Source organism: Streptomyces sp. NPDC048436 (assembly GCF_043200355.1).
In the GTDB taxonomy this organism is placed as follows: domain Bacteria; phylum Actinomycetota; class Actinomycetes; order Streptomycetales; family Streptomycetaceae; genus Streptomyces.
Window position 1 is genome coordinate 717,556 of sequence record NZ_JBICXP010000004.1, and the last position, 16,264, is coordinate 733,819.

At 70.7% G+C, this 16,264-nt stretch carries 14 protein-coding genes; 6 read left to right on the forward strand and 8 right to left on the reverse strand.

The genetic code is table 11. From position 1 onward, the window contains the following. Positions 1–124 precede the first annotated feature (124 nt). From ACGFX9_RS18115 to ACGFX9_RS18130, 4 genes are all read right to left on the reverse strand, one after another. A complete protein-coding gene (locus tag ACGFX9_RS18115) occupies positions 125–1,294 on the reverse strand; it encodes a hypothetical protein (protein ID WP_393472220.1) in 1,170 nt (389 codons plus the stop codon). Then, a complete protein-coding gene (locus ACGFX9_RS18120) occupies positions 1,276–2,079 on the reverse strand; it encodes an ABC transporter ATP-binding protein (RefSeq protein ID WP_393472222.1) in 804 nt (267 codons plus the stop codon). The genes ACGFX9_RS18115 and ACGFX9_RS18120 overlap by 19 nt, the downstream gene beginning before the upstream one ends. Positions 2,080–2,283: 204 nt before the next feature. Further along, positions 2,284–3,663 (reverse strand): aspartate aminotransferase family protein, encoded by a 1,380-nt coding sequence (locus ACGFX9_RS18125; RefSeq protein ID WP_393472225.1) that lies wholly within the window; start codon positions 3,661–3,663, stop codon positions 2,284–2,286. Further along, the gene (locus ACGFX9_RS18130; protein WP_393472228.1) at positions 3,648–4,145 is read right to left on the reverse strand and encodes an Lrp/AsnC family transcriptional regulator; all 498 of its coding nucleotides are present in this window, start codon (positions 4,143–4,145) and stop codon (positions 3,648–3,650) included. The genes ACGFX9_RS18125 and ACGFX9_RS18130 overlap by 16 nt, the downstream gene beginning before the upstream one ends. 176 nt (positions 4,146–4,321) lie before the next feature. Between ACGFX9_RS18130 and ACGFX9_RS18135 the strand changes: the two genes are divergently transcribed. From ACGFX9_RS18135 to ACGFX9_RS18155, 5 genes are all read left to right on the forward strand, one after another. Next, on the forward strand, positions 4,322–5,761 hold the full coding sequence (locus ACGFX9_RS18135; protein ID WP_393472230.1) for a gamma-aminobutyraldehyde dehydrogenase: 1,440 nt from the start codon (positions 4,322–4,324) through the stop codon (positions 5,759–5,761). Between the two features lie 249 nt (positions 5,762–6,010). Continuing rightward, on the forward strand, positions 6,011–8,605 hold the full coding sequence (locus tag ACGFX9_RS18140; RefSeq protein ID WP_393472232.1) for an MXAN_6230/SCO0854 family RING domain-containing protein: 2,595 nt from the start codon (positions 6,011–6,013) through the stop codon (positions 8,603–8,605). Between the two features lie 109 nt (positions 8,606–8,714). Continuing rightward, a complete protein-coding gene (locus ACGFX9_RS18145; RefSeq protein WP_393472235.1) occupies positions 8,715–9,905 on the forward strand; it encodes a spermidine/putrescine ABC transporter substrate-binding protein in 1,191 nt (396 codons plus the stop codon). Between the two features lie 340 nt (positions 9,906–10,245). Further along, positions 10,246–11,064, forward strand: coding sequence for a hypothetical protein (locus ACGFX9_RS18150; protein ID WP_393472537.1), 819 nt, complete (start codon positions 10,246–10,248; stop codon positions 11,062–11,064). Next, entirely contained in the window at positions 11,061–11,726 is a 666-nt protein-coding gene (locus tag ACGFX9_RS18155) for a class F sortase (RefSeq protein WP_393472237.1), read from the forward strand. The genes ACGFX9_RS18150 and ACGFX9_RS18155 overlap by 4 nt, the downstream gene beginning before the upstream one ends. Before the next feature lie 36 nt (positions 11,727–11,762). Here ACGFX9_RS18155 and ACGFX9_RS18160 read toward each other — a convergent pair whose 3' ends face one another. The 4 genes from ACGFX9_RS18160 to ACGFX9_RS18175 form a co-directional block, all read right to left on the reverse strand. Beyond that, entirely contained in the window at positions 11,763–12,938 is a 1,176-nt protein-coding gene (locus ACGFX9_RS18160) for a serine hydrolase domain-containing protein (protein ID WP_393472240.1), read from the reverse strand. Between the two features lie 361 nt (positions 12,939–13,299). Next, the gene (locus ACGFX9_RS18165) at positions 13,300–13,467 is read right to left on the reverse strand and encodes a hypothetical protein (RefSeq protein ID WP_393472243.1); all 168 of its coding nucleotides are present in this window, start codon (positions 13,465–13,467) and stop codon (positions 13,300–13,302) included. A 29-nt stretch (positions 13,468–13,496) separates the two neighbouring features. Next, entirely contained in the window at positions 13,497–14,195 is a 699-nt protein-coding gene (locus ACGFX9_RS18170; protein WP_393472246.1) for a glycerophosphodiester phosphodiesterase, read from the reverse strand. Between the two features lie 20 nt (positions 14,196–14,215). Further along, positions 14,216–15,274 (reverse strand): adenosine deaminase, encoded by a 1,059-nt coding sequence (locus ACGFX9_RS18175; RefSeq protein WP_393472249.1) that lies wholly within the window; start codon positions 15,272–15,274, stop codon positions 14,216–14,218. Positions 15,275–15,611: 337 nt separating this feature from the next. Between ACGFX9_RS18175 and ACGFX9_RS18180 the strand changes: the two genes are divergently transcribed. Then, on the forward strand, positions 15,612–16,061 hold the full coding sequence (locus ACGFX9_RS18180; protein ID WP_393472252.1) for a DUF4190 domain-containing protein: 450 nt from the start codon (positions 15,612–15,614) through the stop codon (positions 16,059–16,061). Positions 16,062–16,264: the final 203 nt, after the last annotated feature.

Below are 16,264 nucleotides of genomic sequence, written 5' to 3' on the forward strand. Positions count from 1 at the left end.
CGTCTGCGTCCGTGCCGCGTGCCTGCGTGCCTTACGGAGGGGTAGACGCACGTTCGATGCGGAACTCATCGGTGGTCGGGAACTTTCTTGCGGTGAATTCCTGCGGTGAATTCCTGGACCACCCTCAGCCCGCCAGCGGCAGCGCCGCCAGCTGCGCGACCACCCAGGTCAGCGGGACGAACACCGCCGCCAGCGCGCCCGCCCGCAGCGCCGCGACGCCGCGCAGCTTCGACGCGGGCGCCCCGAGCTGGAGCAGCGCGGACGTCGTGTCCGCCCGCGCGTGTTTGACCTCGACCGCGGCCGTGGCCAGCGTGAGGACCGCGCAGCCCGCGACGAGCAGCGAGCCGAGCTGGGTCAGCGGGCCGATGTCGGGCCGGTCGCCGGAGTACAGCGTGAGCGCCGCGTACGCCGCCGACCCCACCGCGCAGAGCACCCCGAGCGGCCGCCCGATCCGCCGTGCCTCCTCCTGGAGGCCACGCCCCGCCAGGAGCCGCATCGCCCCGGGCCTGACCGCCTGGAGGAGCCGCCCGCACAGATGCGTGAGGCCGGGCCCCGCGAGCACCAGGCCGACCGCGGTGAGCGCCCACCCGGCGAGTACCCCCACGGGGCTGCCGGCCAGTCCACCCGGCAGCGTCAGGTCCGAGTCGCCCGGGGAACGGCTCGCGTAGGTCTCGACGGCGAGGCCCGCCGCGAGCAGCGCGACCCCCCAGGGCAGCCCGCTCGGCGCGGCGGCCGGGGCGTCGGGCGGCGCCGTGTCGTCCTGCTTCCCCGCCCTGGGGCTCGCGGCGCGAGGCCGCAGGGCGGCAGCGCTGGCCGCGGAGGCGGTCAGCGGGACCAGGGCGAGCAGGGTGAGGGCGGCGGGGAGCGGCAACGGACGGCCCGCGGCGAGGAGTTCGGACGAGGCGTTGTCGAAGGGCAGCCCGGTCAGATCGCCGCGCAGGTGCAGGAAGAGCAGCAGCGCCACCAGAGAACCGAGCGTGCACGCCACGGCAGTGGAGATCGCGGCGAGCACCGTGAGCCTGGCCGGACCGAGTCCCACCGCGGAGAGCCCGGAGCGCGGCCGGGTCGCCGGGTCGGTGCGCGCGACGGTGACGGCGAAGTACACGGTGGCGGCGATCGGCGCGACGCACCAGGCGAGCCGCAGCGCGGCCCCGCCGGACGCTTCCGGATGTCCCATCGCGTAGCCCAGCGTGCACAGCAGCAGGAAGCCGGTGCCGGCCGACGCCGCGGCGACGAGCAGCCGGCGCAGCTGGACCAGGGGATGGGCGCCGCGGGCTAGACGGAGAGCGAGCACGCGGCCCGGCCTTCCGCCTCGTCGGAGTCGTCGCCGGACCCAGCCGTACCCGGGGCACCCGCGCCGTCGACCGCCGCCGCGAGCTCCTCGGCCCCCGGCAGATGGACGGTGTTCACGCGCCTCCCGTCGAGTAGGGCGACCGACTGGTCGGCGAGCGCGGCGATCTCCGTGTCGTGCGTGGCGAGGACGACCGTGATGCCGTGCGAGCGGGCCGCGGTCGTCAGCGTACGAAGGACGTGGGCGCGGTCGGCGCGGTGCAGTGGCGCGGTCGGCTCGTCGGCGAAGATCACGGACGGCATGGTGACCAGGGCGCGGGCGATGGCGATGCGCTGGCGCTGGGCCTGGAGGAGCGCGTGCGGACGCTTGCGGGCGCAGTCGCCGATGTCGAGGCGGTCGAGCCAGTCATGGGCGGTGGTCTTGGAGAGGCGCCGTGCCTCGCCGCGCAGCATCAGTGGCAGCGCGACGTTCTCCCAGGCGGAGAGCTCGGGCACGAGGTGCGGCTCCGGGTCGATCCAGCCGAAGCGGTCACGGCGCAGGCGCTCGCGGACCAGTGGGCCCATCGTGTGCACCGGCGTGCTGTTGAACCAGACCTCGCCCCGCTCGGGCAGGAGCTGGCCGGAGAGACAGCGCAGGAGAGTCGTTTTGCCGCTGCCGCGAGGGCCGGTGACGGCGAGGATCTCGCCTTCGCGGACACCGAGCGATACGCCGGTGAGCGCGGGCGAGCCGTTGTGTGTGACGTGCAGGGCGCGTGCCCACAGCACGTCGTTGTCCGGCGGGGCCACCATCACGTACACCTCGGTTCAGATCAGTTTGCCTCCCCCTTACGGGGGAACGAAGGCGGGGCCGATCGGTCACTGGGCACGCTAGGGATCCAGGCGCCGCTGCCTGGAAAAGACGCGGCCCGGGGGCGCCCGTTCTCACTCGAACGGGCGCCCCCGGGGCCGGTGTTGATCACTCCATCACACGATGGATCAGAGGGATCAGAGGGATCAGAGCTTCGTCCAGGCCTCCGTGAGGACCTGACGGAGGATGCCCTCGATCTCGTCGAAGGTCTCCTGGGTGGAGATCAGCGGCGGGGCGAGCTGGACGACCGGGTCGCCGCGGTCGTCGGCACGGCAGTACAGGCCGTTCTCGAAGAGCGCCTTGGAGAGGAAGCCGTACAGGACGCGCTCGGTCTCCTCGTCGTTGAACGTCTCCTTGGTGGCCTTGTCCTTCACGAGCTCGATGCCGTAGAAGAAGCCGTTGCCGCGGACGTCGCCGACGATCGGCAGGTCGTGCAGCTTGCGCAGGGTCTGGAAGAACGCGTCCTCGTTGTCGAGCACGTGCTGGTTGAGACCCTCCTTCTCGAAGACGTCGAGGTTGGCGTTGCCGACCGCGGCCGAGACCGGGTGGCCGCCGAAGGTGTAGCCGTGCAGGAAGGTGTTGTCACCCTTGTAGAACGGCTCGGCGAGCCTGTCCGAGATGATGCAGGCGCCTATCGGGGAGTAGCCCGATGTCATGCCCTTGGCGCAGGTGATCATGTCCGGGACGTAGTCGAACTTGTCGCAGGCGAACATCGTGCCGAGACGGCCGAAGGCGCAGATGACCTCGTCCGAGACGAGCAGCACGTCGTACTTGTCGCAGATCTCGCGCACACGCTGGAAGTACCCGGGCGGGGGCGGGAAGCAGCCGCCCGCGTTCTGCACCGGCTCCAGGAAGACGGCCGCGACCGTCTCGGGGCCCTCGAAGAGGATCTCCTGCTCGATCTGGTCGGCGGCCCAGCGGCCGAAGGCCACCGGGTCGTCGGCGTGGATCGAGGCGCGGTAGATGTTCGTGTTCGGCACCTTGTGCGCGCCCGGTACGAGCGGCTCGAAGGGGGCCTTGAGCGCGGGCAGACCGGTGATGGACAGGGCGCCCTGCGGGGTGCCGTGGTAGGCGACCGCGCGGGAGATGACCTTGTACTTCTGGTGGTTGCCGGTGAGCTTGTGGTACTGCTTCGCCAGCTTCCACGCGGTCTCGACGGCCTCGCCGCCACCGGTGGTGAAGAAGACCTTGTTCAGGTCGCCCGGCGCGTAGTTCGCGAGGCGCTCGGCGAGCTTCACGGCCTGCGGGTGGGCGTAGCTCCAGATGGGGAAGAAGGCCAGTTCCTGCGCCTGCTTGTACGCGGTCTCCGCGAGCTCGTGACGACCGTGACCGGCGTTGACCACGAACAGGCCGGAGAGGCCGTCGAGGTACTTCTTGCCCTTGTCGTCGAAGATGTAGGTGCCCTCGCCACGCACGATGGTGGGCACGGGTGCGTTCTCGTAGTCCGACATGCGGGTGAAGTGCATCCACAGGTGGTCGTACGCGGTTTGGCTGAGGTCCTTGCTCACGGCTATCGGGTTCCCCACATATAGGTCTGCTTCTTGAGCTTCAGGTAGACGAAGCTTTCGGTGGAGCGCACGCCGGGGAGGGCGCGGATGCGCTTGTTGATCACTTCGAGAAGGTGGTCGTCGTCCTCGCAGACGACCTCCACCATCAGGTCGAAGGAGCCCGCGGTCATCACCACGTACTCACACTCGGCCATGGCCGTCAGCGCTTCCGCGACCGGATCCAGATCGCCTTCGACGTTGATGCCGACCATCGCCTGGCGCCTGAACCCCACGGTGAGCGGGTCCGTGACGGCGACGATCTGCATGACGCCCTGGTCGAGCAGCTTCTGGACGCGCTGACGCACGGCCGCCTCGGAGAGGCCCACGGCCTTGCCGATGGCGGCGTACGGGCGGCGTCCGTCCTCCTGAAGCTGTTCGATGATCGCCAGGGAGACGGCGTCGATGGAAGAAGAGCTGTTCCCGTGTCGGGAACTACTGGGATCTGCGCTGCGACTGGCCACGACCCCATGGTGCACAGGACTCGTCAGTTCCGCAAGGTCAGATCGATGTAATTCGTTGTTTGGAGCTTCGATACTCACGGATTTCGCAGTTCTGGGGCTCCGGGTATGTTGAAAGCGTCGGTAGAACGACTAGGGTGGGTGTCTCATCCACTGGACATCTGACTGGAGGGCCGGAAGTGACCACCGAGCTGCGCCGTCTGCGTAACTACATCAACGGCGAATTCCGGGACGCCGCCGACGGCCGGACCACCGAGGTCGTCAACCCGGCCAACGGCGAGTCCTACGCCACCGCGCCGCTGTCGGGCCAGGCCGACGTCGACGCCGCCATGGACGCGGCCGCCGCCGCGTTCCCCGCCTGGCGCGACCTGACGCCCGCCGAGCGGCAGAAGGCCCTGCTGAAGATCGCCGACGCCTTCGAGGAGCGCGCCGAGGAGCTCATCGCGGCCGAGGTCGAGAACACCGGGAAGCCGACCGGGCTCACGCGGTCCGAGGAAATCCCGCCCATGGTCGACCAGATCCGCTTCTTCGCGGGCGCGGCCCGAATGCTCGAAGGCCGCGCGGCCGGCGAGTACATGGAGGGTCTGACCTCCATCATCCGCCGCGAGCCGATCGGCGTCTGCGCGCAGGTCGCGCCGTGGAACTACCCGATGATGATGGGTGTTTGGAAGTTCGCCCCGGCGCTCGCCGCGGGCAACACCGTCGTCCTCAAGCCCTCGGACACGACCCCCGCGTCGACGGTCCTGATGGCCGAGATCATCGGCTCCATCGTCCCCAAGGGCGTCTTCAACGTCGTCTGCGGCGACCGTGACACGGGCCGCGCGATGGTCGAGCACCACACCCCGGCGATGGCCTCCATCACCGGCTCGGTGCGCGCCGGCATGCAGGTCGCGGAGTCCGCCTCCAAGGACCTCAAGCGGGTCCACCTGGAGCTGGGCGGCAAGGCGCCGGTCGTCGTCTTCGAGGACGCCGACATCGCCAAGGCCGTCGAGGACATCTCCGTGGCGGGCTTCTTCAACGCGGGTCAGGACTGTACGGCCGCCACGCGCGTGCTCGTCCACGAGTCCATCCACGACGACTTCGTGACGGCGCTCGCCAAGGCCGCGTCCGACACGAAGACCGGGCAGCCGGACGACGAGGACGTGCTCTTCGGCCCGCTCAACAACGCCAACCAGCTGAAGCAGGTCTCCGGCTTCATCGACCGGCTTCCGGCGCACGCCAAGGTCGAGGCGGGCGGTCAGCGGGTCGGCGAGAAGGGCTTCTTCTACGCCCCGACCGTCGTCTCCGGCCTGAAGCAGGACGACGAGATCATCCAGAACGAGGTCTTCGGGCCCGTCATCACCGTCCAGTCCTTCACGGACGAGGCGCAGGCCGTCTCGTACGCGAACGGCGTGGACTACGCGCTCGCCTCCTCGGTCTGGACGCAGAACCACGCGCGTGCGATGCGCATGGCCAAGGTCCTCGACTTCGGCTGCGTCTGGATCAACACGCACATCCCGCTGGTCGCGGAGATGCCGCACGGCGGCTTCAAGAAGTCCGGGTACGGCAAGGACCTTTCCGCGTACGGGTTCGACGACTACACGCGGATCAAGCACGTCATGACGTCGATCGAGGGCTAGTTCGTCTGCCTGGTTGCTCGCCGTCGGCCTCCGCGGCTCGCGGTTGGCTGATCGCGCAGTTCCCCGCGGCCCTGACGGGGCACTGCGCGCACCCGGCGATTAATCGTGTGACGCCCCTTCCGCCCCCGCGTACCGTTGTGTACGCGGGGGCGGCTCCGTTGTGTGCTTCCTTCTTCCTCTTATGCAAAAAGATCCGTAGCGCACACACTCCCCGCCCCCGCCTTTCTGCGACCACGGGGGTGGGACCTGATGACGACGACCGACGATCTCGCCGGACTTCTGCTGCGCCGCCGGCAGAGTGTGTACGTTCCTTCCGGCGCCGGACGGTCCTCGGTGACCGACGCCGCCGTGGTCGTCCTCGAAGCCGAACTCGCCGACCGCGGGCACCTGTTGACAGTCCCGCTGCGCCGCGCGCTGACCGCGCTTTCCGTCCCCGACCTCGCCGCGACCGGGCAGAAGCTGCTCGCCGACATCGACGCGCTCATGGGCTCCGACCGGCGCCACGCCCCGCTGTTCCAGAACTTCCCCGACAACACCCCGTACCGGCACGCGCGTGACCGGTACGCCACCCTCGTCGTCGAGTACCTCGCCGTCCAGCCCCACCAGCCCTGCATGAACTGCGGAAGCACCAAGGCCCGCGTGCGCGCGCTCGTCCCCTGCGCGCACCTGCTGTGCGAGGACTGCCACGGCAAGCAGGAGGACTGGGGCTGCTGCGACTTGTGCTGCCTCTGGTACGCCTGCCCGGTCTGCGAGAACCGCTACGAGACGGACGGCCCCGTCAACCCCTGGATCGACACCGGCGCGGGCCTCGGCGGCGACGGCGGCGCGGTCCTGCGCGCGCTCAGCTTGGCGGCGCCGGGTGATGCTTCCGCCGAACTCGCCGCGCTGCTCGCCCGTCGTACGCCGCTGAGCCCGCAGGACCACGACGACCTGGTGCTGCTTCTGGGGCACCTGGACCCAGCGGGAGCAGCCGACTGGCTCCCGGCGGCGATACCCCTGCGCGAGAGCAAGGCACTCGCCCTCGCGCCGCTCCTCGACCTGCCCTCGACGCGCCCGCTGGTCATGCGGCACGCCGATACCGCCACCGATGTGCTGCGGATCCTCGTCGTACGGTCCGGGGGCGATCCCGATCTCCTCGAACTGCCGCGTCTGCGCGGGCTGTCGCGGCCCGTACGTCGTGAACTCCTCGCCCTGCTCGACGGGTTCGACCTCCGCCGGCTCGCCGAGGACATGGCCCGCCACCCGCGCGCCTGGAAGCGGGCCGGCGAACTCCTGCACCCCTACGAGCAGGCCCACCGGCACGCGCGCGTGGCGCTCGCCTTCGCCGTCCTGCGCGGGACCCGCATCGGCGACGGCGCGCTGTCCGATGTGCTGCTCGCCGAGGCCGCACGCCACGAGGACGTCCGCTTCGAAGGCGACCGGCTGCGGATCGTCACCTGGCAGGGGCGGGTGGAGGAGGCCCTCGCCCGCTGGGACACCACGGCCGCGGCGGGCCTGCTGCGCGAGCGACCCGGTGAACTCCTGCGCCGCCTGGACCTGTTGCTGGCCCGGTCGGGTGCGGTGACGCTCCCGGACGCGGTGGGCGAGGCGCTCGCGAAGGCCCTGCCGCTCACCGCTCCCGGCCCGCTGCTCGGCGCGTACGGCCGCATGAAGGTTCGTTCCGAGCCGGGGCACCGCCGCGTCTTCTTCCCGCGCGGCCGGATCACCCAGGCGTACGCGGTGGACGACCACCGGCCGCCGCTGCCCTCCCGGGTCGCGGGGCGGGCCGGGGAGCTGATCGAGGCGGAGGCCGTGCGGCGGCTCGCTCGGCGGGAGGGGGAGCGGTACGACCTGGCCGTCCTTGACGCCTCGCTCGCCGACCTGCCGGTGCCGTTCGCCGAGCGCGCTTCGGCGGCCTCGCTGGTCGCGGTGCCGCGCGGCAGCTCGCTGCCCATGCCCGCGGACAGCGAGACCGTGCGGCTCTTCCTGCACTGGCAGCAGCCCAAGGGCGTCCGCGTCGACCTCGACCTGTCGGTCGCGCTCTACGACGACCTGTGGCGCTTCATAGGCCTGTGCGACTACACGCAGCTGGCGTACGCGGGCGGCGCCGCCCGGCACTCCGGTGACCTCACCTCGGCGCCCGCCCCGCACGGGGCCACCGAGTACCTGGACCTGGACCTGCCGCGGCTCGCCCACACGGGGGTGCGCTTCGTGGTGCCCGCGGTCCTCTCGTACAACAACGTCCCCTTCGATGAACTGCCGGACGCCTTCGCGGGGTTCATGGCCATCGAGAGCAGCGCGCGGGCCACGTACGACCCGCGCACGGTCCGCCAGCGCTTCGACCTCGCGGGCCAGGCGGCGCTGCGCGTGCCGATGATCGTGGACCTGCGGACGCGCCGCGCCTGGTGGGCCGACGTCACCCTCGGCACGGGCGACGGCAACCACGACGTGTGGCGCTACCGCAAGCAGCTCGGCCGCATGGGCAACGACCTGCTCGACACCTTCCAGCCGTGCGGCCGGGCCACCCTGTGGGACCTGGCCTGCTGGACCGCCGCGGCCCGCACCGACGGCGAGGTGTACGTGCGGGGACGTGACCAGGTCCTGCGGGGCTACCGCCGTGCGGAGGACGAGCCGCGCGCGGACTTCGCGGTGCGGATCCGCGACGGCTGGGATGCCGACGTGCCGCGCGTGGAGCCGGAGTTCGCGGGCCGCCGGGCGCTTCTGGCGCTGCTGCACGGTGAGTTGGATGGCGCGGAGGATGCGGGGGCGGGCACGGTGTACCGGCTCTACCCGGGGCAGGTCGACGCCTCGCCGTTGGAGGGGATTACGGCAGGGGAGCTGGCGGGGTGGCTGGAGCCTGGGTGACGGCGCGATCATGGTGACCGGGACCGATCGACAGGGTGTCGGTTCCGGACCGCTCGGCTCGACGCAGCGTCCATTGCTTGTACGTGACACGCAGGCGCATGCTGCCGGGGTGCGAGCGAACCCCAGAGCCTCTTCAGTCTCCCGCCGTTCCCTGCTCCGAGTCCTGGGCGGAGGTGCGGCGATCGGTACGCTCGCGGGCTGCGGGGTGCCCGCCGCGTACATAGGGCCCGGCGAGCGCGCCGCCGGGGACCGCTCCCGGCAGGACAAGAGCCTGGCCTTCGCCAACTGGCCGCTCTACATCGACACGGACGACGACGACTCGACGAAGCGCCCTTCGCTCGACACCTTCGAGAAGCGGACCGGCATCGACGTCCGCTACACGGAGGAGATCAACGACAACGACGAGTTCTTCGGCAAGATCAGCCCGTCCCTGATGAACCACCAGGAGACCGGCCGCGACCTCATCGTCATCAGCGACTGGATGTGCGCCCGCTTCGTGACGCTCGGCTGGGTGCAGGAGATGGACCGCGCCCGGCAGCCGAACGTCACCAAGTACCTTGACCCGCTGCTGCGTTCGCCGAGCTTCGACCCCGGCCGCAAGTACACGGTGCCCTGGCAGTCGGGCATCACCGGCATCGCGTACAACAAGCGCAAGCTGGGCCGCGAGATCAAGCAGGTCTCCGATCTGTGGGCCGACGACCTCAAGGGCCGCGTCACGCTGCTGTCCGGGCTCGACGAGTCGTTCGCGCTGCTCATGCAGGGCGACGGGGTCGACATCACCAAGTGGAAGGCCGACGACTTCCACCGGGTGTGCGACCGGGTGGAGAAGCTGGTGGCCTCGAAGCACATCCGCCGCTTCACGGGCAACGACTACATCAAGGACCTCTCCAGCGGCGACGTCCTGGCCTGCCAGGCGTACAGCGGCGACGTGATCCAGCTCCAGGCCGACGACCCGGACATCGAGTTCGTGGTGCCCCAGGAGGGCGCGGAGCTGTGGGCCGAGTCCCTGATGGTCCCGAACCTGGCCCGCCACAAGCGGAACGCGGAGCGGCTCATCGACTACTACTACGAGCCCGAGGTGGCCGCGGAGCTCGCCGCCTGGGTCAACTACGTCTGCCCCGTCCCGGCCGCCCGCGACATCCTCGCCTCCTCCAAGGACAAGGAGCTCGCGGAGCTGGCCGATGACCCGCTGATCTTCCCGGACGACGCGATGCGGGGGCGGCTCGCGATCGCGCGGGACATCACGTCGGAGGAGCGGACGGAGTTCGCGAAGCGGTGGAACGCGATCGCGGGGTTGTAGCGGGGCTGTTGTTCAGGAGCGGGGTCGGCTCACCATTGACCCGCGCCGCGGTGCCTGCCGCCGTGAAGGCGAACCCCCATGGTGAATCCAGCTGTCCTCGGCCCCGCTGGGCGCGTATTTCCCGCGCTCACTTTGAACACCCGGGAGTCTCGTTGCGTTTCATGGGTAACTGCACGGCTCGCCACCCGGAGGCCGACCGCCTCTATGGCCTGGCGGGGGCAACTGCCGTGCGGTCAGGGGGAGTTGATGCCCTGCGCCGCTAGGTGGGGCGTGCGGGCATCGCCAGGAATTCCGTACGACAAGCGGCCTTCCCGATCGGTGCCGCGGAAAAGGAACGAACCTGATGCCCAAGCGAACCGGCCTTCTCACGGCGCTCGCCGCTCTGCCCGCAGCCCTCCTCACCGTGGCCGTCGCGCCCCCGGTGTTCGCGGCTGATCCCCCGGCCTATCAGATCGACCTGACGCAGCTGAACGACTCCGGCTCCACGGGTACGGCCCTCCTGAGCCTGCGCGGCAACGCGCTGACCGTATGGATCAAGTCCGAGGGCATGGTGCCGGGACAGCCATCGGCGCAGCACCTGCACGGATCCACCGACGGGCACGACTTCCAGTGCCCGGACGACGGTGACGACACCAACGGCGACGGCATCCTCGACAACACCGAGGCCACCGTCCACTACGGCGACATCAACATCTCGCTCACCGAATCCGGGGGCACCGACGCGGGCAGCGGCCTCGCCGTGGACCGGATGCCGGTGGCCGACGCGCAGGGCAAGGTCTCCTACAAGCGGACCATCACCGTGGGGCAGGACGTGGTCGAGCACATCAAGGACCTGCACATCGTGCAGCACGGCGTCGACCGCAACGACAACGGCAAGTACGACTTCGAGGGCGCGGGCAAGAGCGAACTCGACCCGAAGCTTCCCCAGGAGGCCACCGCTCCGACCAACTGCGGTGTGGTCAAGGGCGCCGCTGTGGGGTCCGTCCCCGTCGGCGGGGTCGAGACCGGCGGCGGCACCGCGGACGAATCGTCTTCCGGCCTCGTGACCGGTATCGCCGGGGCGGCGACGGCCGCCGGGATGCTGGTCATCGCGCGTCGGCGCAAGGTGCCCGCCGCCGCCGACGCGGGCGCGGTCGCGAAGACCAGGGACGCCGCGTGAGCCGCTCGGTCCGGCGGATGTGGACCGGGATCCGGCGTTCCTCCGCCGCTGCGTTCGCCGCCGTCGCGGCGGCTCTGGTGCTCACCGCGTGCGCGGGTCAGGACAGCGCGGCGGCCCCACCTTCGGCACCCCGCCAGAACGCGGCCCAGGACGGCACGGCGGCCGCCCCCACGCCGTCGACCGGATCGGGCAAGGCTGCCGCGCCCCTGGGCCGGTCGGTTCCGCAACGGGTCGTCATCCCCTCCCTGGGCGTCTCCAGCGCGCTGGAGACGCTGGGGCAGGGCGGGGGTGGGGCGATGACGACGCCGAAAGACCCCGATCTGGCGGGCTGGTACGAACCCGGCCCCACCCCCGGCTCCCGGGGCCCGGCGGTGATCGCCGGACATGTGACCTGGAACGGTGCGGACGCGGTCTTCAAGAAGCTGAAGACGATGAAGGCCGGGGACAGCATCGAGGTGACCCGCGCGGACGGGAAGACGGCCACCTTCACGGTGGACCGGGTCGAGGAGTACCCGAAGAAGGAATTCCCCACCCTGGACGTCTACAAGAACATCGACCACGCGGGGCTGCGCCTGATCACCTGCGGCGGCGATTTCGACGCGGACCGGCACTACTACGACAGCAACGTGACGGTGTTCGCGAGCATGACGGGTGTCGCGTAGTTGCCGTGCTCGGCCCATTCGGCCCATTCGGCCCGCTTAGTCCCGGCTGCCCCGGCTCAGGGCGGCTCGGGCGATCCGCTCGGCGACCGGGTTCATGTCCGTGCCCTTCGCGTCGGTCGCGTTGACCGAGTAGACCAGCGTGCGGGTGCCGTCCTCCGTCGAGGCGAGCATGTTCGAGTAGCCGTAGCGGGAGCCGGTCTTGAGCCAGAACACCTCGCCGTCGATTTCCATCCGCTGGAGCCCCGCGCCGAAGATGGCCTCGGGGGCGCCCGGCGCCAGCTTCGGCAGGGTGAACATTTCCTTCAGCTGTGGTTCCGGTACGACCTCTCCGCCGAACAGCGCCTGCGTGAAGACCTCAAGGTCGGCGGTGGACGAGATCATGTCGCCCGCCGCGAAGCGGTCCAGCTGGTTCCACGCGGTGACGTCGACGAGCCGGGTGGAACCGTCCGGCTGCTTCATGCTCTGGTAGCCGCGGTTGTGCGGGCCGCGGATACGGATCTCGGTGCCGGGGAAGTAGGTGTCGCGCAGCCGGAGCGGCTTGAAGATCCGCTGCGAGGCCTGATGGGCGTACGAATCCCCGGTGACCCGCTCGATCAGCAGGCCGAGCACGGTGTAGCCGATGTTGCGGTAGTGCTGTTCCGCCCCGGGGGCATGCGCGGGACCCTTGGAGATGGCCGAGGCGACGACCGTCCGCGGATCCAACGTGTCGTAGCGATGGGCGTATTCGTCGTCGAAGCCGTCGCCCGACTCTAGTCCGCTGGTGTAGTTGAGCAGGCTGCGGACGGGGATGGGGTCGAAGGTCTTCTTCGGGAACAGGCCCGGCATGTAGTGCTGCACCGGCTTGTCGAGGTCCAGCTCGCCCTCCGCGGCGAGCTGCAGCGCCACGGCCGCGGTCACGATCTTGGTTATCGACCCGGCGCGGAAGCAGCCGTTCGGATCGGCCTTCCGTCCCGTGACCAGGTCGTGTACGCCGGAACTGCCGCGCCAGGTCCCGTCCGTCGCGCCCACGCGGACCAGGGCGGCGGTCGCGTCGGCGTTCGGGAGCCCCTTGATCGCGGCGCGCAGCGCCTTGGCATCCGGCGCGGAGCCCTCGGAGGCGTACTGCGCGGCGGCCGGGGCGTGTGCGGCGTCGGCGAGGGCCGGGGCGGTCGCGGCGCCGGTGAGGCCGAGGACCAGGGCGGCGGCGAGAGCGGTACGGGCGGGGAGCTGCACGGCGTGACTCCAGGGTGGGATGTGGTGGGGCGCTGCGCTTGTGGGTCCCATCCTGGTGATCGGCGGGGCGGGCTGGATCCTCACTGGGGAGGGGGCGAGCCCGGTGATCCCTGAGGGTCAACCCCCGTGTGGATCAGGGGTGTTACCAGGGGCGCCCCCTAAGGGTGCGTCGGCAGGGGCGCCGGCCAAGGGGCATCGCTCGCTGCGGTGCCGCCATGAGTTCGTACTCGGCCTGAAGAGGCCCGAAGAGCCCCGCTTCACCTCCGAAGCGCCCCCGCGCCGCCTCCGAAGGGCCCCCGAGCCGCCTCCGAAGCGCCCTCACGTCGCGCCCCGAAGGCCCCCGCGCCGCCTCGAAGAGCCCTCACGTCGCCATGAGGAGCAGGACCAGCACGATGCCGACCACGAGCGCGACCGTCAGCATGAATCCCGCGGGATGCCGTGGATTGAGCCGGTGGCCCCGATAGCCCCGTTCGTCACGCTCGTACACGAAGAGCGGCTCGTCGCGCCTGTCGTCGTCTCTGTTCCCCATGCCCACAAGCTAGTTGAGTGACCGCCCGGCTACGAGAGGGTGCCTTCGGACACACCGCGCAGGGCGTGCAGCACGTCGACGCGGTTGGTCGTGATCGCGTCGACGCCGATGTCGATGAGGCGGCGCATCGCACGCTTCGTGTCGGGGGTCCAGGCCGAGACGAGGAGGCCCTTGCGCTGCACCTCGACGACCAGTTCGCGACTCAGGAGAGAGAACCGGTAGTTGAGCCAGCGAGGCCTGATCGCGTCGAGCACGGCGGCGCGGGGCGGGGCGAGGGTCGTGCGGGTCAGGGCGATCTCGGCGGCGGGATCGGCGGCGCGCACCGCCAGCATCGTCTGCGCACCCGCGCAGTAGTACGTCCGTTCCGCCGCCCCGCAGTCGGCGATGGCGCCGACGACGGCACGGACGGAGTCGGGCGTCGCCCCCGGCAGATCCACCATGAGCCGGTGGCCCTCGGTCGCCTCGACGGCCTCTTCGAGGGTCGGTACGCCGTCCTCGGTGAGGCCGCGCAACTCGTCCACGGAGAGTGCGGAGAGGGGCCGGTCGAGGTCCCACAGACGTTTGAGGGACGCGTCGTGCAGCAGGACGGGGACACCGTCACGGCTGAGGCGGACGTCGATCTCCACCGCGTCCGCACCCCGGTCGAGCGCGGAGCGCAGCGAGGGGAGGGTGTTCTCGCGGAAGCGGTAGGGATCGCCTCGATGGGCCACGGCAGTCACGGTGTGCATGGGCCCATTGTGATGCCGCTCTACGGAGCGAGCCAGGTCTCCGTGTACGTGTCGATCTCCGCGGCGAGCTTCGACTTGCCCGCCGGGTCGAGGAACGACGCCTCGACCGCGTTCTTCGCCAGCGCCGCGATGCCGCGCTCGTCGAGGTCGAGGAGGCGGGCGGCGACCGCGTACTCGTTGTTCAGGTCGGTGCCGAACATGGGCGGGTCGTCGGAGTTGACGGTCACCGGGACCCCGGCGGCGACGAACTGCTTGATGGGGTGCTCGTCGAGGGTGGCGACGGCGCGGGTCGCGATGTTCGACGTCGGGCAGACCTCCAGCGGGATGCGGTGCTCGGCGAGGTGGGCGAGCAGCTTCGGGTCCTGGGCCGCGGTCGTGCCGTGGCCGATGCGCTCGGCGCGCAGATCGGTCAGGGCGTCCCAGATCGTCTGCGGCCCCGTGGTCTCACCGGCGTGCGGGACGGAGTGCAGGCCCGCCGCGATCGCGCGGTCGAAGTACGGCTTGAACTGCGGTCGCGCCACGCCGATCTCGGGCCCGCCGAGCCCGAAGGAGACGAGGCCCTCGGGGCGCAGCGTGTCGGTGGTCGCGAGCCGCACGGTCTCCTCGGCGGATTCGAGCCCCGCCTCGCCGGGGATGTCGAAGCACCAGCGCAGCACGACACCGAGCTCGGCCTCGGCCGCCTTGCGGGCGTCCTCTATGGCATCCATGAAGGCGCGGTCGTCGATGCCGCGTCGCACGGAGCTGTAGGGGGTGACGGTCAGCTCGGCGTAGCGGATGTTCTGCCGGGCCATGTCGCGGGCGATCTCGTACGTGAGCAGCTGTACGTCGTCCGGGGTGCGGACCAGGTCCACGACCGAGAGGTAGACCTGGATGAAGTGGGCGAAGTCCGTGAACGTGAAGAAGTCGGCGAGGGCTTCTACGTCGGTGGGCACTGCGGAGTCGGGGTGCCGGGCGGAGAGCGCGGAGACGATGCGGGGGGATGCCGAGCCGACGTGGTGCACATGCAGTTCCGCCTTGGGCAGTCCGGCGATGAAGGCATGTGGGTCGCGTTGCTGGTCTGCGGTGCGCGGATCGGTCACGGTTTCCTCCCCAGGAACGGGCTTGATCGGCTGATCGATGGGTCGGGGATCATCGTAGGCGGCGTGCTTCCGATGCCGGGCGGTGGCCGTAGCATGACGGAACGTACGAAAGAGGTGACGCGGCATGTCGGAGGGCTCGGGGGGTTCGGATACGTCCGGGGGGCGGGATCCTTGGGCTCCGCCGGAGGAAATGCCGCCGGGGGCGGGAGCGGGAGCGGGGGCGGGAGCGGGGGCCGGGCAGCCCGGGGGTTTCGCGCCGCCGCAGCCTCCGCCGGGCACGGGGCCCGCGGGGGAGCCGGTGCCGCCGCCTCCGATCGGGCCTGAGGGGCCTGGGCAGGTGCCTTACGGCTATCCCGGGTTTCCGGCCCACCAGGGGCACCCCGGTTATCCGGGCTATCCCGGGTACGCCGGTTATCCGGGTCAGCAGGGGCAGGGCCCTCCCGGGTACGGCTGGCCCGCGATGCCGATGGCCCCCGCCAACGGCATGGGCGTGACCGCCCTCGTCCTCGGGATCATCGCGGCAGCGGGCTTCTGCGTGTGGCCCCTGGCGATCGTGCTCGGGATCCTCGCGATCATCTTCGGGGCGATCGGCCGCGGCAGGGCACGGCGGGGCGAGGCGGCGAATCCCGGGCAGGCGCTGGCGGGGATGATCTGCGGGATCGCGGGCATCGTGCTGGCGGTGGCGCTGCTTGTGGTGCTGATCGTGACGCCGGCCGATGTGTTCGAGGAGGACGGGGCTTCGGGCGATGCGGCGTTTCTGGCGGGGGCGCCTTTCGCACTGCCCTGAACCGCCGCTTCGCGGCGGATGTCTCCCACCCACCCGCCCGATTACCCTGCGGTGCAGGGTGAGCGTAGGAGCCTCGACGGGGGTGATCGGGTGCCCCCGACCACGGTGCAGGGTGAGGGTATGGGCCTTGACGCGGGGTGATCGGGTGAGTGGGCGGGAAAGATCCGCCGCGAAGCGGCGGCTGAAAGCGAAAGCCGCCCCGC